General features: G+C 46.0%; 17 protein-coding genes. 6 read left to right on the top strand and 11 right to left on the bottom strand.

Going from position 1 to position 22131, the window contains the following annotated elements:
- Window positions 1-2: 2 nt before the first annotated feature.
- Window positions 3-1421: a thioredoxin-like domain-containing protein gene (locus tag HHL16_RS04705; RefSeq protein WP_169423980.1), complete on the bottom strand. Its 1419-nt coding sequence runs from the start codon at window positions 1419-1421 to the stop codon at window positions 3-5.
- Between the two features lie 137 nt (window positions 1422-1558).
- The gene (locus HHL16_RS04700; protein ID WP_169423979.1) at window positions 1559-2197 is read right to left on the bottom strand and encodes a YceI family protein; all 639 of its coding nucleotides are present in this window, start codon (window positions 2195-2197) and stop codon (window positions 1559-1561) included.
- Window positions 2198-2449: 252 nt separating this feature from the next.
- Here HHL16_RS04700 and HHL16_RS04695 point away from each other — a divergent pair, with 252 nt between their 5' ends.
- From HHL16_RS04695 to HHL16_RS04680, 4 genes are all read left to right on the top strand, one after another.
- Window positions 2450-3175, top strand: coding sequence for a glycosyltransferase family 2 protein (locus HHL16_RS04695; protein WP_169423978.1), 726 nt, complete (start codon window positions 2450-2452; stop codon window positions 3173-3175).
- Entirely contained in the window at window positions 3172-3909 is a 738-nt protein-coding gene (locus HHL16_RS04690) for a class I SAM-dependent methyltransferase (RefSeq protein WP_169423977.1), read from the top strand. The genes HHL16_RS04695 and HHL16_RS04690 overlap by 4 nt, the downstream gene beginning before the upstream one ends.
- Window positions 3910-3927: 18 nt before the next feature.
- Window positions 3928-5220: a hypothetical protein gene (locus HHL16_RS04685; protein ID WP_169423976.1), complete on the top strand. Its 1293-nt coding sequence runs from the start codon at window positions 3928-3930 to the stop codon at window positions 5218-5220.
- A gap of 95 nt (window positions 5221-5315) precedes the next feature.
- Window positions 5316-6572, top strand: a complete 1257-nt coding sequence (locus tag HHL16_RS04680) for an aminotransferase class I/II-fold pyridoxal phosphate-dependent enzyme (protein WP_169423975.1) — start codon at window positions 5316-5318, stop codon at window positions 6570-6572.
- A gap of 93 nt (window positions 6573-6665) precedes the next feature.
- Here the strand turns inward: HHL16_RS04680 and HHL16_RS04675 are convergent, their stop codons facing one another.
- Window positions 6666-6914: a hypothetical protein gene (locus HHL16_RS04675; protein WP_169423974.1), complete on the bottom strand. Its 249-nt coding sequence runs from the start codon at window positions 6912-6914 to the stop codon at window positions 6666-6668.
- A 624-nt stretch (window positions 6915-7538) separates the two neighbouring features.
- Here HHL16_RS04675 and HHL16_RS04670 point away from each other — a divergent pair.
- Both HHL16_RS04670 and HHL16_RS04665 read left to right on the top strand, forming a co-directional pair.
- Entirely contained in the window at window positions 7539-8270 is a 732-nt protein-coding gene (locus HHL16_RS04670) for a glycosyltransferase (RefSeq protein WP_169423973.1), read from the top strand.
- Between the two features lie 50 nt (window positions 8271-8320).
- Window positions 8321-8947: a hypothetical protein gene (locus tag HHL16_RS04665; RefSeq protein WP_169423972.1), complete on the top strand. Its 627-nt coding sequence runs from the start codon at window positions 8321-8323 to the stop codon at window positions 8945-8947.
- A 10-nt stretch (window positions 8948-8957) separates the two neighbouring features.
- On the opposite strand, the gene HHL16_RS04660 is transcribed toward HHL16_RS04665, so the two are convergent.
- The 8 genes from HHL16_RS04660 to HHL16_RS04625 all read right to left on the bottom strand — a co-directional run bounded on the left by HHL16_RS04660 (window position 8958) and on the right by HHL16_RS04625 (window position 22000).
- The gene (locus HHL16_RS04660; protein WP_169423971.1) at window positions 8958-10415 is read right to left on the bottom strand and encodes a T9SS type A sorting domain-containing protein; all 1458 of its coding nucleotides are present in this window, start codon (window positions 10413-10415) and stop codon (window positions 8958-8960) included.
- A gap of 89 nt (window positions 10416-10504) precedes the next feature.
- The gene (locus HHL16_RS04655) at window positions 10505-11992 is read right to left on the bottom strand and encodes a T9SS type A sorting domain-containing protein (protein ID WP_169423970.1); all 1488 of its coding nucleotides are present in this window, start codon (window positions 11990-11992) and stop codon (window positions 10505-10507) included.
- 162 nt (window positions 11993-12154) lie between these two features.
- The gene (locus HHL16_RS04650) at window positions 12155-12655 is read right to left on the bottom strand and encodes a histidine phosphatase family protein (RefSeq protein WP_169423969.1); all 501 of its coding nucleotides are present in this window, start codon (window positions 12653-12655) and stop codon (window positions 12155-12157) included.
- 362 nt (window positions 12656-13017) lie between these two features.
- Window positions 13018-13653, bottom strand: a complete 636-nt coding sequence (locus HHL16_RS04645; RefSeq protein WP_169423968.1) for a response regulator transcription factor — start codon at window positions 13651-13653, stop codon at window positions 13018-13020.
- A gap of 186 nt (window positions 13654-13839) precedes the next feature.
- Window positions 13840-15687 carry an amidophosphoribosyltransferase gene (locus tag HHL16_RS04640; RefSeq protein WP_169423967.1) on the bottom strand — a complete coding sequence of 616 codons (1848 nt, stop codon included), beginning with the start codon at window positions 15685-15687 and terminating at the stop codon, window positions 13840-13842.
- 890 nt (window positions 15688-16577) lie between these two features.
- Window positions 16578-17219 (bottom strand): response regulator transcription factor, encoded by a 642-nt coding sequence (locus tag HHL16_RS04635; RefSeq protein WP_169423966.1) that lies wholly within the window; start codon window positions 17217-17219, stop codon window positions 16578-16580.
- An 8-nt stretch (window positions 17220-17227) separates the two neighbouring features.
- Complete coding sequence (locus tag HHL16_RS04630) at window positions 17228-20302, bottom strand: PAS domain S-box protein (protein WP_169423965.1); 3075 nt, start codon at window positions 20300-20302, stop codon at window positions 17228-17230.
- A gap of 321 nt (window positions 20303-20623) precedes the next feature.
- A complete protein-coding gene (locus HHL16_RS04625; protein ID WP_169423964.1) occupies window positions 20624-22000 on the bottom strand; it encodes a peptidylprolyl isomerase in 1377 nt (458 codons plus the stop codon).
- Between the last annotated feature and the right edge of the window lie 131 nt (window positions 22001-22131).

Here is a 22131-nt window from a genome sequence, read left to right as displayed (position 1 = left end):
ATTTATTTCTTGAGTTTTAAATCGATGATCTCGTTCAGCTGGAGATAGTCCAGCTTTTTGGCGATAATGCGCTTGTCTTTGTCGAGCAGATAAAGCATGGGGGTCTGATACACATCGTACAGTTGACGATAGTTGGCCTGACCTGCTTTCTGTTCTGCTTCCAGCTGTGCCGGCAGTTGATAAACGTGCAGCCAGTCTTTGAGATTGTTGTCGCGTATGTACTTCGTCCAGTTTTCTTTTCCACCATCTACCATTACACCGTACACTTTCACGCCCTGTGCTTTCCATTTGGCCTGGAAGATGGAATCTACTTTGGGAACAACTTCTTTACAATGGCTGCAGGTAGGGTCCCAGAAGCAGAGCACTATCATTTCGGCTTTTACATCGTAGAGGTTGGCGGCCTTGCCTGCTGTATCAACCAGTTTCATATTCGCGCCCTGCTGTCCGATCTGATTGGCCATGAGGCTGTAGGCGCGTTTGGTGATGAAGTCTTTGTATTCTTTGGTGAAGAATTCTGCTTCGCCGGTGCTGATGTATTTCTCGAAGATCTTAACGAACACCGCATCCTGCCCCATGTATTTCGGATTTACGTATTGCTGAACAAAATGCACCATCAGAAACTTGTACATCTCTTTTCCGGAGCGGGAATAGAGGAGCATGTAATCCACTTCGTTCCAGATAGAATCGGGTTGTGGCGGAACGAGGTTGTTGAAATATTTTTCGAGTTTGCTTTCAAAGAAGGGAGTGCGTACCAACCGGTCGTCGTTGAACTCAACGCCATCCCAGTAATGATCTTTGAAATACCGGTAGGCAAAATTAGAATCGTATTTTCCGCCGGGATGTTTGGCTGCGGGCGGAATAGTGGGTTCTTTCATGGCCTGCAGCAATGCAGCGAGCAGTGATTCAGGTTGTTTCTCCACAATGCTGTCGCGGTAGTGCTGCATGGATTCTCCGAGCTTCTTCAGCTGAGCTTCTGCTTCTTTTTTGGTGCTGGGGTTAGCTACTGCTGCATTGGCGGCTCCGATGGCCTGGCCTGTTGTGTTGGCGAAGCGGGTGTAGTTCTGAAAAAGCGTATTGTCTTTCGATCCTTTGAAAACCACGCTGGCAGGGAGATTGGCAGAATCGGCTTCGATGGCGAACTGCTGTTCTTTATCGAGCAGCAATTCGAATAATATCTGTTTGGAAGGAGATACGATAAAATAAATGCCTCCGGGTAGTTTGGTATTGCCTTTGAAAATGCCGTTGCTGTTGGCGTCGAGGGTAACGGAATCGGAAATGGCTTTCAATTTTCCGTAATAATATCCCAGGTAAACCTGCTGGTTCTTATAAGGCTTGAGGGTGAGCTGAATATTGTAACCCTGCTGCGCAAGCGCAGTTGTGGCGATAAGGGTGAACAGTGAATGAATCAACAATTTTTTCATGGTATCGAAGTGAAACTGGCTCTAATATATTAAAAAATAAATGGCTCGTTTGTTAACCGCTTGCGAAGATACCGCATAAAAAAGGGAGGATGCAGGTGAATGCGCCCTCCCTTTTTTTATTTTGGCGAATGCCTTACTTATTGTTGTTTGGCTTCGTTCAGTTCGATGTTCACGGTTACTTCCACGTCTTTGCCTACTGCGAGGCCGCCGGCTTCTGTCATACGGTTCCATTTGAGGCCGAATGCAAAACGGTCGATCGTGGTTTTGGCTTTGAAACCTGCTTTGGCTCCACGGCTGCTGGCAGCGGTTCCGCCATAGGTTACGTCGAATACAACGGGTTTGGTAATATCACGAACAGTAAGATTCCCTTCCAGTTTGTATTTGTTGCCGCCCACGGGTTTGAAGGCAGTGCTTTCAAATTTGATTTGCGGGAATTGCGCAGCATTGAAGAAATCGTCTCCCTTCAGGTGTTTGTCTCTTCCTTCGTTATCGGTGTTGATGGAGTTCACATCGATGGTGAAGCCGATCTTCGCATCGGAGAAATCGGGTTTTGAGGCGTCGAATGTTCCATCGAATGTTTTGAAAGATCCTTCCACTTCGGATACCACCATATGGGTAACAGTAAAGCGGATATTTGAATGCGATTTATCCAGCACCCATTTGGTAGCATAAGCCGGAGTGGGGGCTACTGAAGTTTCCGGAGCTGATTTCTTGAATGCAGTCAGTACAAGGCCTGATGCTGCAAGCAATGCAGCGGATAAAACCAATTTTTTCATGATTTAGTCGATTTAGCGTTTAGACGTCAATAAAGATAGAGAATTATGATATAAGAAAATCTTTACTATTTTTATGGCCCAATTGATACCCCTGGCTCTATTCAATTCCTCTGAACTCCCGTCACCATCTTCAATATGCCACGCAGGAACTATGTTTCTGATATCCCTTTCCGATAGACTACCGATAACCATAGACGACAGATTCGTCAGCATACTTGTACTTTACTCTCAAAACCAACAACATCAGCCTAAATGAATTCATTCAAAAAACTTTCAATTGTAATTCCAGCATACAATGAAGGCCCCACCATTCACCTTATCTTAGACCGGATCGCGGAAGTTCAGATGCTGAACAATATCGAAAAAGAACTGATAATTGTCAATGATTGTTCCAAAGACAATACAGAAGAAGCCATTCAGCAATATATCGCTGCTCATCCCGGGCAGAATATCAGGTATATCAAACACGAAGTGAACAAGGGCAAGGGAGCAGCGCTTCATACCGGCATTGCACATGCCACCGGCGAATACACTTTGATACAGGATGCCGATCTCGAATATGATCCTGAAGAATACAATGTATTGATCAAACCCATCCTCCGCGATAATGCCGATGTGGTTTTCGGATCACGTTTTATGGGCGGTAATCCGCACCGCATTTTATTTTTCTGGCACTCTATCGGTAACAAATTCCTTACCAGACTCAGCAATATGTTCACTAACCTGAACCTTACTGATATGGAGACCTGCTATAAAATGTTCCGTACTTCAATTATTCAGGACATCAAGCTGAAAGAATTCCGCTTTGGTTTTGAGCCCGAAGTAACCGCCAAGATCGCGCGCGTGAAAGATATCCGCATTTATGAAGTAGGCATTTCATATTACGGAAGAACCTATGCAGAGGGAAAGAAGATCGGCTGGAAGGATGGATTCCGTGCTATCTATTGCATCCTGAAATATAATATTTTCTCCCGATGACGGGAATCGACGATCTGCAACAGACTGATCCTGCCGGATTGGAAACACTGGAACAGTTTCAGCAGGCACACCGGTTCAACCAGTGGCTCTTCAACAGCATTGCACCTTATTGTAAAGGACGGGTGCTTGAGGTTGGCAGCGGAATCGGTAATCTCAGCACACTGTTTCTCGACAAAGGGTTTCAGCTCACTGCTACCGACCTTCGCGAAGAGTATTGCCAGCTGCTTCAGCAACGATTTGGACAGCATCCCAATCTGCAGCAGGTGGTGCATCTCGGTCTGGCAGATCAGCAGTTCGAACAACATCACGCCGGCCTCATCGGCCAGTTCGATACTGTTGTAGCAATAAATGTAGTGGAGCATATCCGCAATCATCAGCTGGCGATAGAGCATTGCAAACAGCTGCTTAGGCCTGGCGGAGTGCTGATAGTGCTGGTACCCGCGTGGCAGGGATTGTTCAACAGTTTCGATACTGAGCTGGGACATTTCAGAAGATATTCTGCCCGTTCATTGTCGGCCCTGCTCAGCTCAGAACAAATGGAAGTAACACATACAAAATATTTCAATCTTGCCGGTATTGCCGGCTGGTGGTTCAATGGAAGCCTCCTTCGCAAAAAGATCATTCCGGGAGGACAGTTAAAAATCTTTGATGCCCTTGTACCTGTATTCAGGCTGCTCGATATCATCAGCTTCCGGCGTATAGGCCTGTCTGTGATCGCAGCAGCCCGTAGATAACCTTAAACCCTTTTTCATATGCAAAGCCAATTGCCACCGCTTCCCAATTCAGTCAACAACCTGTTCAGGCTGCTGTTTGCGGCCATGGCCCTGGCCTTTCTGGCCAATTGCTTTACTCCTCTGCACATTCACTTCGATTCTGTGCGGTATTTCAATATCAAGGACTGCATCGAGTTCGGGTGTCCCCCTGATTCGATTGCAGCTACCGATTATCTGCCTTATGGTTATACAGCCCTGCTGATCACTTTATCGAAGCTCGGCATATTGAATGCCTTCTTCATTGCATTTGTAAACTGCCTCTTCCTTTTTACAGGATTGTATTTTGTGCAGAAGATCTTCAGAGGCCTGGTGCATCCGTTCATGTTATTTGTAATAGTGCTTTTCAACTGGACGATCATCAAATTCGCAGCGCACCCGCTCTCCGAAATGCAGTATATCTTTTTCTCCTGCACCTCACTGTATTGCTTTCATCTTTACACACAGAAAAAAAGTTACGGCTGGCTGGCACTTGCATTTGTGTTCAGCATCCTCACCGTGCTTACGCGTACAGTAGGCGTTTCGTTGTTGCCGGCGCTGGTGCTGGGCGTACTGTATCAGCACAGGCAGGAGATCGGAAGGATCATCAAAAAGAATAAGCTGCTGATAATTGTATGCATCGTTGTGATGCTGGTGGCGCTGGTGGTGCTCTTTTTCTTTGCAAAGCAACTGAAGATCAGCGACTATACCGGTCTGCTGAACGAGCGGCTGGGTGGCGGTCTGGGATCATTCATTGGAGTGAACCTTCAAAACCATCTGAGAGAGCTGGGCGAAGTGCTGGTGAATCTTCCTTCGGGTAAATTGCTGGAGCACCTGCCGCCTGCTGCAGGCATGGCATTGTTTGTTGCGCTGGGAGCAGGCACATTGCTTTGGATACTTTATGCGCTGTTTGCCAAAAGCAGTCAGGTTCCATTCTATATAAAAATGTATCTCCTTTTCTATTCATTCATCATTCTCAACTGGCCGTATTACGATCCACGATTCTGGGTGCCGGTATTGCCATTGCTGGTGGCAGTTTTGCTGCGAACGCCTTTCAATCGCTGGACCTGGCTGAAATGGCTGAGCAGAATTTATCTGGCAGTTTACATAGCATTGGGTGTTTTTGCGGCAGGTTATGCACTGAAAGTAGGTTTCAATAAAGAAGAATTTGCAAAGAAACAGGCAAGTGGCGTGTACCGGAACGAGTATGAAACGTATTTCTTCGGCAAGCCGCAGAGCGATACTGCCACTACATTCGACGGGAATGTGGAGCAGATTCTGAAGAAGTACAATTAGCATTTATCTGCCGGATTTCGTTGTTTCCTGCCGCTTGACTAACGATCGTTAATTTTTAACCGTGAAGCATCGGAGGGATTCTTTATTTTTGCAGCATGAAACTGAGTCATCTTTCGGAAACCCTGATCGGGTCAGAGATCGTGAAATTAGGAGGCGAGATCAAAGAAAAAATTCGCCAGGGCGAAAAGATCTACAATTTTACTGTAGGTGATTTCGACCCGTCCATCTTCCCCATCCCTGCCAGACTGCAGGAGGAGATCATCGATGCATACCGCAATCATTTTACCAACTATCCCGCTGCCGAAGGTAACCTGGACCTGCGCGAAGCAGTGGCTGCTTTCATCAAAGAAAGAGAGCAGCTTCACTACTCTCATGCCGAGATCCTGATCGCTGCCGGTGGAAGGCCGCTGATCTACTCTCTGTTCAGGGCTATCGTAGATAAAGGTGATAAGGTGGTGTATGCCGTTCCCTCCTGGAATAACAATCACTATGCGCATTTCGTGGAAGCTGAACACGTATTGGTGGAAGCTACTCCCGAAAATAATTTCATGCCTACCGTTGAGCAGCTTCGGCCGCTTATCAAAGGTGCAACCCTGCTGGCGCTCTGCTCACCGCAGAACCCAACGGGAACAACCTTCACCGAGAAGGAGCTCGGAGCGATCTGCGATCTGATACTCGAAGAAAATGCCAGCCGTGGTGAGAACGAGAAGAAGCTGTTTGTGATGTTCGATCAGATGTACTGGCACCTTACTTATGGCGAGATCCGTCACCATAACCCGGTAAGCCTGCGTCCTGAAATGCAGCAGTATACCATCTTCATCGACGCCATCAGCAAGGTATTTGCTGCAACAGGTGTTCGTGTGGGTTGGGCGATGGGACCGAAAACAGTGATCGACAAAATGAAAGCCATCCTCAGCCATATTGGTGGATGGGCTCCAATGGCAGAACAGAAAGCCGTTGCGAAGTTCCTCTATCAGCATGATGCGATCGATGAATACCTCACTCAGTTCAAAGCTGCGCTGGAAGCCCGTCTCCGCGGCATCTACGCTGGCCTCAGCGAACTGAAAAATGAAGGTTTTGCTGTTGACGCCATAGCGCCGCAGGCAGCCATCTACCTCACCATCAAGTTCGATCTGAAAGGAAAGAAAACAGCCGATGGTACTGTATTGGAGAAGCAAAGCGATGTAACCGCTTATCTGCTCAGTGCAGCCAAACTGGCCGTTGTTCCTTTCTATGCATTCGGTGCGGAAAAAACTTCGACCTGGTATCGCCTGAGCGTAGGTACCTGCAAGGTAGAAGAGATCCCGGCAATGATTGGTCAGCTGCGCGATGCGCTGGCTCAGTTATCGTAATCAAACATTTTCATCATCAAAATAAAAGCGGGTGTATCAGTGAATGATACACCCGCTTTGTTATTATGGGTATTCAGGTTGACGTGTAAAAAATCAGTTCATATTACATATAAATACAAAAGGTTCGATTTCTTTCTGGTTCACCAGTTTCCGCATCAGCTTTACATCCCTCAGCCGCTTGAATTTGTTCATATCAAAAACCTCATGCGCAATGCAGAAATTCTCGAAAGTCTCAAAATGAAGCAGTAGCTGGTTAAGCTGTTCCAATTCGTTCTCCATAGCTTTTTCACTCAGGTGATTGTCTTTCACCAGGACAAGCAAATCGCGGTTGGGCATTTTCATTTTCTAATCAGGATTTTAATAGCCTACAAAACCCCTGTTCAAGCCGCAGCCGCATTTCTTGGATGATCCACCCATTTTACTTCCGGCACTGCAACTGACAGCAACAAGACTGATTACAACGAGCAAAAACAATATTGGTCTTTTCACACTATAGAACATATGGCGTCTTTACTAAATTAAACTATTTTACGTACAATTTATTATTTGAAATTGACTGTTCATCCTAAATTTAACAGCTCTACAGAAAAACCTTTAGTTTTATTATCCCCATTGGACTGGGGATTAGGCCACACCACGCGCTGCATCCCTGTAATCCAACAACTTATACATGAAGGATGTGATGTAATTATTGCCTGCAACGAGCAGCAAAAAAGCCTTCTCGAAGCAGAATTTCCTTCGCAAACCTATCTTGATCTGCCTGGTTATGGCATGCGTTACGCAAAACGCCGGTGGTTAACCATCGGTAGGATTATCTGGCAGCTGCCCAAATTGATGATACGGGTGAAAAAAGAAAACCGTTGGCTCCGGCAACAGTTGAAGTTGCGTAACATACACGCAGTGATTTCGGATAACCGTTTCGGTTTGCACACGAAGGACGTACCATGTATTTTCATTACGCATCAATTGGCAGTACAGACAGGGCTAGGAACATGGGCCAACATTCGGGCTCAAAAAAAGAATTACTCGCTGATTAAGCACTTTACGGAAGTGTGGGTGCCCGATAACAACAAAGGATACACGATCTCCGGAAAATTATCTGCACCGAAACAAATGCCTGCCGTACCCGTGAAGTACATCGGAGGAATATCGAGGTTTGAGAAATGCAATACCCTTAGCGCAAGCAAGGAGATTAACAACCTGCTGATTATCCTTTCGGGCCCAGAACCGCAGCGGACAATATTTGAAGAATTACTGTTGCAACAACTCCATGCATTTACAGGACAGGTTACGCTGGTACGCGCACTGCCTGAGCATTTTTCGGGAAAAACTGCTCAATTGCAGGCTGCCCAAAATCTTTCGCATGTTACCATTTTCAATCATGTACCTGCAGCTGAACTCAACAAACTGGTCTGCGAAGCCGACATGGTGATTAGCCGGGCAGGATATACTACTGTAATGGATCTGCTGAAGACAAATAAAAAAAGCATACTGATACCCACGCCTGGGCAGGCCGAACAGGAGTATCTGGCTACACATCTGCAACAACAGCAATTGGCTCTTACTTTTAGCCAAATGCAATTCAATCTGATGTTGGCATTAGACGCTGCATCGCGTTTCAACTACAATACTATCAGTGATGATATGAACGCTTACAAAGAAGTTGTTGCAGCGTTTGTTCGCTCGCTGAGAAAATAAATCAACACTCCTGCAACTCTACATCGCACAAAATAAATAATTAAGAAAAGATGGGGCTCGATCTAAGTCATATCAGGCTATGCGAAAAAACAGATGATGAATTAAGCTACTTGTATTCATCAGACTTTGAACATAACCCAGAATTTCTGCAGAGACATCAACATTTGGTCAATTACAAAATTGAGACGTCGAGTTTCTTTCACTTTTACATTTTTAAGAACGCAAAAGACAAAACCTTATACGAGTCATACTTCCCCGAAGAGGACAAGTCCCTGCATCTTATTGGCAGTCCCGCTCAACTTTCCGATGAGATAAGAAGAATTGAAGCAGCTAATAACTTACTTCCCGAAGAAAAATTTATGTCGGAAACAACTTACAGTCCTACTAATAATATTTTTGCAAAGCCTGTTACCTACACCCTTGTTTTATATGCCATCGCCTATGAAAAAGTACCGGTATTTTATTATCGGGAAATCGGATACCAGCGCAAAGGCATGACATCCTCCTTCTACGAAGACTTCGAAAACAATCAGCTATACTTTAAAAAAGCGGATGTACAAAAAGCAGCTTTGTATGTTGACCAACGGAAATCCCAGCCCGGATTGAAAGACAGTTTCCAGCAAAACTTCATCGATAACTTTATCGAAGGAGAAAGCATTTTCTGGCCAAACTGGTAATTTTTTTTACTCAGTTCCTGACTATCTTCAATGTTCTGGAAATACTGCTACCACTCACTTTCAGCAGATACACTCCGCGCGACAATCCACTCACAGGCAAGCTAACCTCAGAAGTTCCTGCGCCCACGCGATCGGTAATCCGCGCCCATTGCTTTCCGCTCATATCAACAATGCTCAAAGTTACCTGCTGCGTTTCCGGCACCGTTACATAAACACTCAGTTCTGTAGTAAACGGATTGGATGAAACCGTTACCTGCGATTGACCGGCTTTAGCATTCACAATTCTTTTTGCCTCGAACTGCTGCTGATTTCCATCGAAGTCAACCTGTACCAAACGATAATAACTAATGTTGTCCAATGGGTTTTCATCTGTGTACTCATACAATTTCTCCGTGCTGCTGTTGCCATTCGCAGCAATGATTGCCAGTTTGGAAAATCGCTGATCAGCGCCGGCTCTTTCAATGATGAACTGTTGGTTATTGAGTTCTGTGGCAGTAGTCCATCTCAGTTGCACTTTTCCATTGTTGAGGTTTGCCGTGAAATTCTTTAGCACTACAGGCAACGCGCCGCTACGATTATTAGTGAGCAGGTATTCGTACATATTTACACTTCGGCCATTCACATTGGTTTTGAAAGTAGTATCGTAGGCGGTTCCCCATGAATCGTGTGTAAAAGAATTGCAGTTCCAACCGGGAACCGGCAGCGTAATGGATACTGCCTTATTGGTGGGGCGCTGTGCATTGATCAGCTTTTCGTTTTTGGATGCGGTAGAACCATCACATGCTCCGTCTGTTCCGCATTGAACGGTGAAGAAGCCAAGGTTCGATGCCGCAATAACTTTTGCCTGCTGATCATTGAGGTACATGCATGGCGACACAGGTGCAATGGCCGCAATGCGTTTGGCGTTGGTGGCATTGGCGCCGGCATAGGTCATGATGTAATTGGCACCGGCGCTCAATCCTGTGAGATAAATTCGTGATGGATCGATGCGGTATTTTGTTTGCAGATAATTGATCAGCGGATTGATAGCTGCCGAAGGATCTCCAAAATAAGCCAGCTGTGCAGATATCAGAATAAACTGTGTGGGTTGTCCCTTCACATCGGGAGTGGCCTGCGGAAATTTTCCGAGTTCTACCAACGAAGGTGGCGCCCACCACCATTGATTCACCAGCAGACATAATTTTTCTTTGCTTCCATCACCGCCCTCGTTGATGCCATGAAAGAAGATCATCAGTGGAAATCGTTTGGATGGCTGTGATGCATATGTGGTAGGAAGTGCCTCGAGATAACCTTTGATTGCATCCGTACCGGGAATGGTAACCGTTACTTTCTTCTGCTTCATTACAGGGAAAGTGCGATCAGGACATCCATCCTGAGCAAGGAGTTTTGAACTGCTGCTTACTAAAAATAAAATGGCGGACAGCACAAGGCAATAGCACTTGCTGCTGCGAACGAACAGGGTGGTCATGTGAATGGGAATTGAATTCGGAAAGCAACTCCTGTGCAATTTTCAAGCCGGAGACGTTTGCGAAAAATCAAATCCCGATAAAGACCGTATTAATTTTTTATAACCTTCACAACAGCAGAGATCCCATCGCCACTCGCTTTCAGCAGATACACTCCACGAGGCAGATTGCTCACCGGCAATCTTATTTCCGCAGTGCCAACACTGATGCGTTCAGTAATCCTTGCCCACTGCTTTCCATTCATATCAACAACGCTAAACATAACCTGCTGTGGTTTATGAACCGTCACAAAAGCACTCAACTCCGTTGTGAATGGATTCGATGAAACCGCTACCTGCGACTTCTCTCCTCCATTATTCAGAATTCTCTTTGCATCGTATTGTTGCTGATTGCCATCATAATCTATCTGCACCAGTCGATAATAACTGATCCTGCCCAGAGGTTTATTATCAACAAATTCATACACCTGTTCTGTACTGCTGTTGCCTTTTCCGGCAACGGCGCTTAGTCTGCTGAACCGCTGATCGGCTCCTGCTCTTTCGATAACGAACTGTTGGTTATTGATCTCTGTGGTGGTAACCCAGTGGAGTTTCACTTTACCATCTGAGAGCTTTGCTGTAAAATCTTTCAGAAGAACAGGTAAGGAAGCAGCTCTGCTGTGCTGGAGATTCCAATGAAAAAAATTCGGGTCGAGTGCATTGGAAGTGGTCAATGGCGAATACAAAGAAGGCCAGGTCATATGTTGCCAGCCGCGACAATACAACAGCGAATCCGAATCGGGCACACCCCATGGTTTGGGTTCGAGCCTTGAGTATCGCGGCGCAACAGCTCCTGCATAGGAGTTGATCTGACTAACCCAATTGTCTGCAATAGATACTCCGCAGGACCCATCCGTAGTGCAATGAACAAACCATGTAGGAACACCGGCTGCCGCAACTACTGCAGGGCCGTTAGGCTGATAAGTTTGATAATCAAAACAAACAGATCCGAAGGATGCTGCTGCAATTCTTCTCCCATGCGCAATGCTGCTGCTCACATAATCCATTACAATGCTGGCTCCTGCGCTTGCACCGGTGAGATAAACTCTGTCCGGATCTATTTTGTACTGGCTCAATATCCATGTGATATAGGCATCGAGCTGCGTACTGTAGTGCCAGGGTGCGTTGTAGCTGTCGTACTGCGGAGACAACACAATGAATTTGTAGTTCACTCCATTATGGGTAACGGTTTCCGGAAAACGGTTGTGCTCTATATTCCAGGGGATGCCGTAATCCATATCGGAAATGATCTTGCACAGATCGGAAGCAGACCCGTTGCCCTGTGCGCCATAACCCGGAATAAAAATGATCACGGGATATTTCTTGCTGGCTGCAGGATCGTAACCAGACGGAAAATATTTCAGATGGCCTCTGATGAAATCGTTGTTGCTGTTGCCGGGGATGGCATTACCCGGTATCGTTCCTTTCGGAATGGTTTCCGGCTGCATTTTTTGCACGCACTGCGCCATTGAATCAATTACAGAAAAGAACAGGAGGCTGCAAAGCAGCATTGCCCTTACCGCTCCCGCGGGAATGGACATACATTGCCGGATAAGCATACGCTTTCAGTTTTAAGTGAAGGCGGCATTTCGGAGGAAATCAAAAATTAAAACCGGTAAGCTCCGGTATTGTTTTCAGAGAGGAGTGGAATGTATAGGGTGTATTCGAAATTACTGATTATTCAAATCAATGTCAACCGCTGATTACCCGATAATGGATTTAGGATAATCGAAGAACCAGAACTCTTTCTGAGCCGACTCGAATTCTGCCCAGCTATTCAGCTCGCAATGAACCGCATACATGGCGCAGGTTGGCATATCATCTACATTCACTTTGGTGAGCATGTTCACAAAGGCAGTGATGCCGGGATTATGAGAGAATACCGCAATGGTATTGGCCGATTCGGGAGCCTGTGCAATGGTTCTGAAGAAATCCGATGGCTCTGCGTGATACAGCGATGGAACCTGTATCAGCTGCTCTTTTTCGATGCCATACACTTCGGCAAAAAGGGTAGCCGTTTTCTTAGCCCTTTTTGCAGGACTGGTAATGAATGCATCGATCTGAATGTTTTTGTCGAGCAGGCGTTTTGCCATCGCAGGAGCATCGGCTTTGCCGCGGTCGTTGAGCGGGCGTTCAAAATCGGGCTGGCTGATATCGCTCCAGCTGCTCTTGGCATGTCTAACAACAATCACTGATTTCTTCATGTGTCTATAGCAAAAAAATAAGGGGAGAAGTAATTCCCCCCTTGCAATAATACCTAATAAGTTTCAATCAAAGGAATCAGAAATTTAAACAGGCCTGTTTAAGATTGGTTCCTCATAGGAAGCTAAACGGTCGGCTCCAAAAAAGCTGCAAAATTCAGGCCAAATTAAAAGGAAATTAAAAGTTTTATGCAGTATAGAAGGCAGTACTGGTGCGGCATTGGAAGGAAGCCGCTTTCAATCTTTTTGCGCTAAAGGATTGACATTAATGAAATTGAGTGCAATGAAGAATGCTGCACGGCCATCGATGTTGCTCACCAGCACTGATGGGTGCAACTGCAATTCCCGTAGCAGAATAAAGCAATTTACAATCCGTTAGAATTGATGTAATTGATCAGGGCAGCCGTATTCTTTACTTTCAGTTTTTTGAGAATGTTATGGCGATGTACTTCCACCGTTTTGATAGAGAGTTTGAGGCGGTCGGCAATTTCTTTGGAAGAGAGGCCATCGCGAATGAGGTTGATCACTTCGATTTCCCTTTCAGAGAGCTGATTGAGGCCGGTACCGGTTTCTTCTTCGTTCAGTACCTGATCGCTCAGAATATTTTTTACTTCCTGGCAGATAAAGATCTGTCCGTTGTACACCTCGGTAATGGCATTGAGCATTTCCTGCCGGGGAGAGTTTTTGGTAACATACCCTCTGGCTCCGAGCCGGAACATCTTTTTTGCATAGGCGGGTTGCGAGTGCATGGATACTGCGATCACTTTGGAGCCCGGAGATAATTTACGGATCATTTTAATGATGTCGAATCCGTTCAGTGGCGTCATATTGATATCCAGCAGAACAATGTTTGGTCTTTTGTCTCTGGCTATTTCAATGGCTTGCTGACCGTCGCCCACTTCAGCGATCACATCGAATCCTTCATTTCGTCCGAGTAAGAACGACCAGGTTTCCCGGATAAGGGTGTGGTCATCAACGATCATGATGGAAATCCTGTTCATAAGATATTTTTACAAAAATGCTGTTGGTTCATTAAGGGCTGGTCAATTACGAATGTAACATCATCCATTGGAATGATATTAAGCATTTTTTTTGATTAGACCAAGTTTTGCCCAGGGTACAGGCATAGTTTACCTATAACGAGTAAGCACACCCATTTTTGTAAAGGTAAATGATGGATCAGGAACTTAGTATCCTCTAACGTTCTTGCCTTCCATAAAGTTGATAAAGGCGCGGTTCACCACCCTGTTTCCACCGGGAGTAGGGTAGTTACCCGTAAAATACCAGTCGCCTGAATTGGTTGGGCAAGCATGATGGAGCGACTCGATTGTCTGATAAATCACCTGAACCGGTATTCCCAGGTCTTTGGGCGTAATCAGTTCAGCGATCTTCGCGGAAATCTCTTCGTCGGTGAATGGTTTGTAGAGCTGCTGTACCACATTCTCCGTATGAATCTGTCCAAGGCGTTGCAGCTCTTTACAGCGTTCATACATATCCTGCAGTATTTTTTCTCTGCCGGTTTCTTTCATCAGCTCATACGCTGCGCGGAAAGCGATGAAATCTCCCACTTTGCTCATATCGATACCGTAGCAATCAGGATACCTGATCTGCGGTGCTGAAGATACAATGATGATTTTTTTCGGTTCCAGCCTGGCCAGCATGCGAACGATGCTTTCTTTCAGGGTGGTTCCTCTTACGATAGAGTCGTCGATCACCACCAGGGTGTCTTCGCCTTTCTGCACTGTTCCGTAAGTGATATCGTATACGTGCTGCACCATTTCATTGCGACTTGTGTCGGCAGTGATGAAGGTGCGCATCTTTACGTCTTTGATAGCGATCTTCTCAACCCTGATCTTTCGGCTGATCATTTCCGTAAGCTTCTCCGGATCGATCTCATTTCCCCATGAGAGGATACGATCGATCTTCACTTTCTTCATGTAATCGTCGAGGCCCTTCCACATGCCGTAGAAGGCTACTTCAGCGGTATTGGGTATAAAGGAGAAGATGGTATTCTTAGTGTCGTGGTCTACTGCGTTCAGCACCTGCTCTGTGAGATTGTATCCCAGCTGCTTGCGTTCGTTGTAGATCTTTTCGTCGCTTCCGCGTGAGAAGTAGATACGCTCAAAGCTGCACGCACGGCGCTCTTTGGGTTCGAGTATCTGTTCTACTTTTACTGTTCCGTCTGCTTTTACTATCACTCCCATGCCAGGCATCAGCTCAAGCACTTCGTTCTCTCCAACATTGAATACAGTGCGGATCGCTGCTCTTTCGGAAGCTGCTACCACCACATCTTCGTTCACATAATAGTAAGCCGGACGGATACCATTTGCATCTCTGAACACAAATGAGTCGCCGTTTCCGATGAGACCGCCTACGGTGAATCCACCGTCGAACAGTTTCACCGCTTTGCGAAGCGCACTCACCACATCCATGCTTTCCTGAGAATCCTCATCTGCTTTTACGAGGAAGTGATGAATCACTTCCATCATCGCAGCGAGATCGCTCTGCTTCTGAAACTCTCCCGGATCGATATCGATGAGGTTGAATAACTCATCGGTATTTACCAGGTTAAAATTCCCTGCCAGTGCGAGGTTACGCGCAGGTATGGTGTTCCTTTTTATGAAAGGATGACAAAACTCTACATTGTTCTTTCCCTGTGTACCGTAGCGGAGATGCCCCAGCAACAGTTCTCCCAGGTAAGGGATATGGCCTTTCATCAATCCTGGATGCTGCAGAATATCGGGCTGATACTGCTCGAGATCTTTTACTTCCTGATTGATTTTGGTGAAAATATCAGCGATGGGCTGATTGGCATTGCTGCGGATCCGATTGAGGAAGGGATAACCCGGTTCCACATTCAGTTTCACTGCGGCAACCCCTGCGCCATCCTGCCCACGGTTGTGTTGTTTCTCCATGAGTAGGTACAGCTTGTTGATGCCCCACATCACTGTGCCGTATTGTTGCTGATAATAAGAGAACGGTTTGCGTAAGCGGATGAATGCTAATCCGCATTCATGTTTTATTTCGTCACTCATGGATAGCTCCTGGTTGAAAAGAAAGCGCAAAGTTAGGTAAATCTATCCGGGAGAAAACAGGGTTTTTGAATGTTGTAACAATTGTTGTTTGTGAATATTAATTATCAGCAAATTACATATTGTACATTTATCATGTGTTTTGTTAAAATAATATGAAGCAGGCTGTAATACAAATTGCAGAAGTATCGCGTGCAAACCTGCGGAAACCGGCAGCATTCATCAGAGAAGATTGCAGATCCCTGCAAAGGGCATTTGTCTGAAACTCAACGGGGAACGGGCTTTGAGAAGATTTATTGCTGCGAAATGATTATTGTTACACGTGCAATTTGATGATTTGGATCAAAAAAAAGCCCCCAGTCTTCATAGGAACTTGGGGGGTGCTTTTTTCGATAGGATAGATGGACCAATTAGTAAAGCCGGTTCTGGCCTGGTTTTTCTCGGACAATTGGACTTCGGATCAAAGGTTTTTCTACGGACTCGGATTTTAAAAGGGTCAGGGTAAATGTGTTTACCTGCGAACATTGGATTTAGAGCTAAGTTGCTGTATTTCTGCATTGTAAGTCTAATAAAATGCTAAACTTTCCCCTTCCTAAATACTTTTTTCAGGTTGCTGTAAATGTTACCACCTATAGACTTTACCAGCTGTTTTACAGAGCGTTTTTTTCCTCGTAAAAGCCCCAGGGGCACTGCATTCTGTTCCAAAACAGCCCTAAAAGAACAATGCTCCCTTCCCGAAAGAAGAGAGCATTGCAGAGCCTTCACATATAAAAAAGTTAGCTTGTGGTGTTACACCGCTATAAAGTTCTCTATTCTAGCCATATATCCAAGAATCGTTATCCGATTGTTGCATTGATAATTATAAAACCTGTAAAAAACCTACATAATTACTCTTAGATGTTGGAAGCCGCACTATTGATGAAGTTCACCAGCGAAGCGGAGTTTTTCAGTTTCAGTTTCTTCAGAATATTATGCCTGTGCACCTCCACCGTTTTGAGAGAGATATTGAGGTTGGAAGCTATTTCTTTCGACGACTCGCCTTCCTTGATGAGATTGATGATCTGAATCTCCCGATCGGTGAGCGCATTGATGTTCGGCATTTCCCGATTCTCTTCGAGCACCAGCTCAGAGATATTGTTCTTGATCTCATCGCAGATATACTTGTTGCCGCTGTGCACTTCGAGAATGGCTTCGATCATTTCTTCTTTGGAAGAGTTCTTGGTAACATATCCTCTCGCTCCGATCTGCAACATCTTTTTGGCATAGGCTGGTTGTGAGTGCATGGAGATACCGATAATTCTCGATGCGGGCGACAGCTTCCGGATCTTTTCGGTGGCATCAAATCCTGAATGAGGCGCCATATTTATATCCATCAGTACAATCTGAGGCTTCTTATGTTTGGCCAGCTCCACGGCCTGTTCGGCATCGCCGCAATCGGCCACTACAATAAAACGCGGATCATTGTTTAAAATATAACTCCATGTTTCACGGATCAACTTATGATCATCTGCTATTAAAACACTGATCTTTTCCATAGCCTGGTTTATTTAAAGGTTTCGGTTGGTACTTGTACTGTTAGCCTGCAGCCCGCACCAGGTGCGGTTTCCAACGATACCACCCCGTTGAAAATCTCTGCCCGGCTAATGATATTGGATAATCCGCTGCCTTTTTTTGCACGAACACTGGCCGAATCGAACCCATTGCCGTCGTCTGAAATTACGAGACAGATGAATGTATCTTCCTGTGTAAGCCTGAGCAGCAGATTTTTTGCTCCCGAATGCTTGAGTACGTTGTTCACCTGCTCCTGCACTATGCGGAACAGGGTGAGTTTGCGTTTATCGTCGAGCAGCTCTTCGATCTGGCCGCTATGTTCAAATTTTATCTGCAGCTTTTTTGTTGCGCGAACGCTCTCGGTGAGATCCTGCATGGATTCTATCAGTCCGAGATCGCCCACACTGGCGGGTACCAGCGATCTTGAAAGTGTACGCACTTCGTTGATGGCATCCGTGATGCTCCCGGCACATCGTTTTATCAGCTGCATTCTTTCTTCTTCATCTGCCAGCGCCAGTTCGAGATAGAGTTTGGCGGTGGTGAGTATCTGGTTCACATTATCGTGCAGGTCTTTTCCGATCTCAGCTCTCTCTTTCTCCTGTGCATTCACTACGGCCTGTGCTACCAGCTTCTGTTTGTTGAGCTCCTGCTCCAGCAGCTTCTTTTCCATCTCCCGTTTCTCGGTGATGTTCTGCACCGAACCTACCATTCGGTTCATCTTCCCTTCGTGATCGTAGATGAGAAACCCTCTGTCGAACACCAGGGCATAATCGCCATTGGCTTTTCTGAAACGGTATTCAGCCTCCCACAAACGAGTTTTGTTGTGATGTATGTATCTGTGCAACGAAGTTTTTACGTTACCGATATCATCCGGATGAATAAGTTCTTCCCATTTGGTAAATCCATCGGGTACCAGTCCGGGCTTGTAGCCGAATAGTGTGTAGTACCCTTCTCCCCAGTAGAGATCGCTGGTGCTGATATCCCAATCCCAGATTGCGTCGTTGGTGGCCTTGGTCACCAACAGATATCGCTCATGGTTGCGACGGATCTTGCGTTCGGCATCTTTATTTTCGATAATGATGCGAAGCAGATCGCATGCGCGATCGAGTATCTCCAGATCTTTTTGATCAGGGGATTTAGGATAACTATAGTAAACGGCAATTGTTGCCATCACTTCCTGATGAGAATCGAGAATAGGAAAACTCCAGCATGCACCGATTTTGTAATTTTCTGCGAGATCGCGATAATCGTGCCAGAGCGGATCATTGGCAACATCGTTACAGAATACCTTTTCTTTCCGGTACATGGCTGTTCCGCAGGAACCGTTCTTTGCACCGATGCTTCTTCCGTTGATTGTTTGGGAATATTCCGAAGGCAGACTGGGAGCGGATAGCGGCTCAATGGACTGTTTCTCTGCATCCAGTTTCAACACCGAGCAAAGCATGCCGGGGAAGAGTTTCTCCAGCCCTTCGAGAAAATAATCTGTGATGGTCTTGAGTGATATGGCAGGAAGCGCATTCATCTCCAGCACTTTCTTTTCGAGCGCCAGCAATTGCTGATGGTTCTTGCGGTCCGTAATATCAACGATGGTAACCACCACAGCATCGGGCAGCTGTTCGGGTGATGATCGGGTATAGTAAATGGGTTCTGTGTTCACAGATACCCAGTTCATCATGCTGAAGTTTTTGTGAAATCCAATGATCACTTCTTTGAATGATTCTCCGGTATGGAGTGTTCTCACTGCCGGATAATCGGCTACTTCGAGCACTCGGCCATCCTCAAAAACAAATTGCATGCTGAAATCGTGGATGGTGAGCGTTACTCCCGATTGTTTGAGATCGAGCATCTGCTCCGCACTTTCGTTGCAGGCGAGAATATTGCCCTGCTTATCGATTAGCAGAATGCCTTCGCCCAATGCATGCACAAGTGAGCGGTATCTTTCTTCACTGATGCGCAGCGCTTCTTCGGCTCTGCGTGTTTCGGTAATATCATGATGTATAGCGGCGATGCCTGTACGATCTCCCTGCTCGTTACGCAGCACGCGAAGCGAAACATGGAGAAATACGCGGTTGCCTGCGGGATGATCGTAATACATCATCCCATCCCAGGCGCCTGATTCTTCGAGATCTTTCAAAGCTTCGGCGCGGGAGCTGGTGAGGTATTCGTGCGGAATGGCTTCGCGGATAGATTTTCCGATTACATCTGCTGCCTTCAATCCGTAGATCCTCTCTGCGGCATGATTGAAAACGGTGATGTAAAATTCATTGTCGGTAGATATGATGGCATCGGATACATGCCGCATCACTTTGGCCTGTGCGTACACGGTTTCTTCGGCCATTTTTCTGTCGTGTATATCCATCACCGATCCTATGAATCCGAGAAAGCGGCCATCTGCATGATACCGCGGCGCACTCTGATCGATCACCCAACGGTACTGATCGGATTTTGTTTTGATGCGGTATTCGAGTGTGGCAGGCTTCCGTTCCTTGAAATAAACACGGTAGCTGTTGATGGCAACGGAGATATCGTCCGGATGTATCAGCCGCGTCCAACCGTCTTCTGCAACATCTTCAACGGTGATGCCTGTAAACCGAAGCCAGCTTTTATTGAAATAAACGGTATTGTCTTCTTCATCGGAGATCCAGATCATGCCGGGCGAAGCATCGGCAAACTGGCGGAACAATTGCTCTTCATCAATGGCAGGCATTACTTCATCGAAGATGGCGGGTGCATGCCATTCGAGTGAAGGTGGCTGTTGTTTCTTTCCTGCTTTTTTCTGAATGATGGTGAACGATATGCTCTGTGGAGAATGTATGCCCTGAATGGTAAGATCTGCGTGCAGCGATATGGCTGCATCATATTGCTGTAGCAGCAAATGCAGCGCTGGTGCGTCTTCGGGGGCAACCAGACTGGTAATCGGTTGCCCTATCAGGTCTTGCCGTCCCTTACCCGTAGTTAAAAGTAACGGGGATGACACTGCCAGGATGGTTCCGTGGAGGTCAGTCTGCAGGTATAAGGTTTTGGGGCGACCTGCTCCTGGTCTGGGCTTATTGGACTGCTTGAGCATACATATAAATACTTATACAAAGTACCGTAAAAGCCGTAGTTGTCACAAAAAAAACAATGGTTTCTAATATTGCTAAGGGTATACCCTTATATAATCTTCAGTAGGTAGTTGATTAATCGAAGACTCCGCCGGAGTTTGAGATCTGTGGAAGGGATGAATGTACGGCAGGATAGTCAAAGAAGAAAGCAAATATTCAGAATTATATCACAGTAGTCAAATTATCTTGTTGAGAAGGCGGTTAATCGGTTTCACCTCATGTGATTTCAAAAAAAATCCCGGTCGTTTCGGACCGGGATCGGAATATTTTGTGGACTTCTGTTATCAGTTGGTGTTCTTCACTGCATACTGCAACCAGTTGTTCATGGATTCGCAGGTTTTGAAATCGTCGTCGATCATCAGATAGAAAGTGCCGATTTTAGCCTGGAACCATTTTTCGAGTACGCCTTGTTTCTTTTCTTCGATCGCTCTTGAAGCTACACGGTCATAATCGTCTTTCAGGTTCTCGCGGTGTGGGTCTGTTCTCGATTTGAGGAAAACTAGACGAACACCTTTTTTTCCGCCACGCTCTTCAGCAAACACATTTGGCTTGGAAACTTCGCCGGGCTTCAGTCCTGATTTAACGAGGAATTCCACCAGTTCTTTATCCAGCTGATCCATTGGAAGCGATGATCCGCCACTCTGGTTCAGTCTTCTTCCTCCGGTGAATTTAGAGCCTTCGTCTTCACTGTACTTGTTAACTGCTTCTCCGAAGTTCATAGTTCCTGCGATGAGTTTTGCCCGAACGGAATCGAGTGTGTTCACAGCGTTGTTGATCTCTGCTTCTGTGATCTTTGGAATGCGGAGGATATGACGAACGATGGCATCATCACCTGCACGGCTTTCCATTTTGATGATATGATAACCGAAACGGGATTTGAATACCGGGGAGATCTGTCCTTCTTTCAGGCGGAAAGCATTCTGAATGAAAGCCGGGTCCCACTGTCTTTCGGTACGGTTGATTGCGTATCGTCCACCGGTTTCTTTACTGCCCGGATCTTCTGTATAAAGTTGCGCGAGTGTTTCGAATTTCTGTGTACCGGCTTCGGCCTGGCGTTTGAAATCGCCGAGCTCGTCGATGGCCAGCAACTCCAGCTCACGGCTGGGTTTGGGATAGAGCACTACTTCACTGATCTCTATTTCCGATTCGTAGAAGCGGAGGCTGTCTTTTGGGATCTTATCGTAATATTCTTTTACTTCCTGAGGAGTGATCTTAACACCATCGGTGATCTTGTCGCGCATCTTCTCAGCTTTCTTTCTTTCGGTGAAAGACTGCCTGAAGTCTTCTTTGATCTGATAGATGGAACGGCCCGCAACCTGCTCCAGCGCTTCTTTAGAGCCGTACATATTGATGAAGCCGCGGATCTGGTTATCGAGCAGGGCATCGATTTCGTCTTCACCTACAATGATGGAGTCTTTGTCGGCTTGCAGCACCAGGGCTTTGAGGGTGAGCAACTGTTCCATGATGTAACAATTGGCATTGGCGGGAACGGGTTCGCCACGACGTGCACGGTCGTTGATATCGTTGTACACATCAGACTTCAGAATAATTTTGTCTCCAACTATTCCTACGATCTTATCAGCAGTTACTTTTCTCACACCCTGAGCAAATGCAGAGCTGAGGAGGAACATTGCTACCAGAAGGGCGCTTAATTTTCTCATATTCTTATGAAATGGAATTGCTCAAAAATACTTTTCCTGCAAGATAAAGCTATACGCCTCAGCTGTTAATTAACAAGGTTTTAAGGCGTAGCCACCAACAACAAGGCACAAGGTAAAACAAGTGTTCACTG

It is taken from the genome of Pseudoflavitalea sp. G-6-1-2, from assembly GCF_012927185.1.
Lineage (GTDB): Bacteria > Bacteroidota > Bacteroidia > Chitinophagales > Chitinophagaceae > Pseudobacter.
Note: the sequence above shows the minus strand (reverse complement) of the source record. Positions and strands in the feature narration are given on the sequence as shown.

Bases quoted from the DNA above. Each gene is read 5' to 3' on its own strand.
- HHL16_RS04705 (WP_169423980.1), bottom strand. From the start codon at position 1,421: ATGAAAAAATTGTTGATTCATTCACTGTTCACCCTTATCGCCACAACT.
- HHL16_RS04700 (WP_169423979.1), bottom strand. From the start codon at position 2,197: ATGAAAAAATTGGTTTTATCCGCTGCATTGCTTGCAGCATCAGGCCTT.
- HHL16_RS04695 (WP_169423978.1), top strand. From the start codon at position 2,450: ATGAATTCATTCAAAAAACTTTCAATTGTAATTCCAGCATACAATGAA.
- HHL16_RS04690 (WP_169423977.1), top strand. From the start codon at position 3,172: ATGACGGGAATCGACGATCTGCAACAGACTGATCCTGCCGGATTGGAA.
- HHL16_RS04685 (WP_169423976.1), top strand. From the start codon at position 3,928: ATGCAAAGCCAATTGCCACCGCTTCCCAATTCAGTCAACAACCTGTTC.
- HHL16_RS04680 (WP_169423975.1), top strand. From the start codon at position 5,316: ATGAAACTGAGTCATCTTTCGGAAACCCTGATCGGGTCAGAGATCGTG.
- HHL16_RS04675 (WP_169423974.1), bottom strand. From the start codon at position 6,914: ATGAAAATGCCCAACCGCGATTTGCTTGTCCTGGTGAAAGACAATCAC.
- HHL16_RS04665 (WP_169423972.1), top strand. From the start codon at position 8,321: ATGGGGCTCGATCTAAGTCATATCAGGCTATGCGAAAAAACAGATGAT.
- HHL16_RS04660 (WP_169423971.1), bottom strand. From the start codon at position 10,415: ATGACCACCCTGTTCGTTCGCAGCAGCAAGTGCTATTGCCTTGTGCTG.
- HHL16_RS04655 (WP_169423970.1), bottom strand. From the start codon at position 11,992: ATGTCCATTCCCGCGGGAGCGGTAAGGGCAATGCTGCTTTGCAGCCTC.
- HHL16_RS04650 (WP_169423969.1), bottom strand. From the start codon at position 12,655: ATGAAGAAATCAGTGATTGTTGTTAGACATGCCAAGAGCAGCTGGAGC.
- HHL16_RS04645 (WP_169423968.1), bottom strand. From the start codon at position 13,653: ATGAACAGGATTTCCATCATGATCGTTGATGACCACACCCTTATCCGG.
- HHL16_RS04640 (WP_169423967.1), bottom strand. From the start codon at position 15,687: ATGAGTGACGAAATAAAACATGAATGCGGATTAGCATTCATCCGCTTA.
- HHL16_RS04635 (WP_169423966.1), bottom strand. From the start codon at position 17,219: ATGGAAAAGATCAGTGTTTTAATAGCAGATGATCATAAGTTGATCCGT.
- HHL16_RS04630 (WP_169423965.1), bottom strand. From the start codon at position 20,302: ATGCTCAAGCAGTCCAATAAGCCCAGACCAGGAGCAGGTCGCCCCAAA.
- HHL16_RS04625 (WP_169423964.1), bottom strand. From the start codon at position 22,000: ATGAGAAAATTAAGCGCCCTTCTGGTAGCAATGTTCCTCCTCAGCTCT.